Source organism: Pedobacter agri PB92, assembly GCF_000258495.1.
GTDB classification, from domain to species: domain Bacteria; phylum Bacteroidota; class Bacteroidia; order Sphingobacteriales; family Sphingobacteriaceae; genus Pedobacter; species Pedobacter agri.
On the sequence record NZ_AJLG01000360.1, the window covers coordinates 1 to 479 of the forward strand.

Here is a 479-nt window from a genome sequence, read left to right on the forward strand (position 1 = left end):
TTAAACGCCACTGTTTAGGGTCTCCTGCTTTAAAACCACATTGCCCCTGGAAAAACATCACCTTCCCAAATTCTCCTGCGTTTCGCATCCGAATCACTTCCAATGTGCGTGGCTCAAAATGCATCCTGTAGCCAACCAGCAATTTTACATTCGCCTTTTTACAGGCATCTATCATCTCTTGTCCTTCTCTGGCATTTAGCGCCATGGGTTTTTCGCATATCGCATGTTTTCCGGCATTGGCTACACGGATTACCTGACTGTGGTGCAATGCATTTGGTGTAATCACATAAATCGCATCAATATCCGGATTGTTTTTAACCTGATCGAAGTTGTCATAATTGTAGCAATTTTGTTCAGGGATATTGTATTTCGCTTGCCAGTCTTTAATTTTTGAAGGGGTACCACTAATTACTCCCACCAGCTTAGCTTTAGTGCAGTCTTTCATCGCTTCAGCGACGCGGGTGCCATATCCACCCAAA

1 protein-coding gene is annotated in these 479 nt (G+C 43.8%); it reads right to left on the reverse strand.

Features of this window, described 5'->3' with window-relative positions:
- Window positions 1-479, reverse strand: a 479-nt coding sequence (locus ON09_RS23875) for a Gfo/Idh/MocA family protein (RefSeq protein ID WP_029204608.1), incomplete at both ends; no start/stop codon positions are given.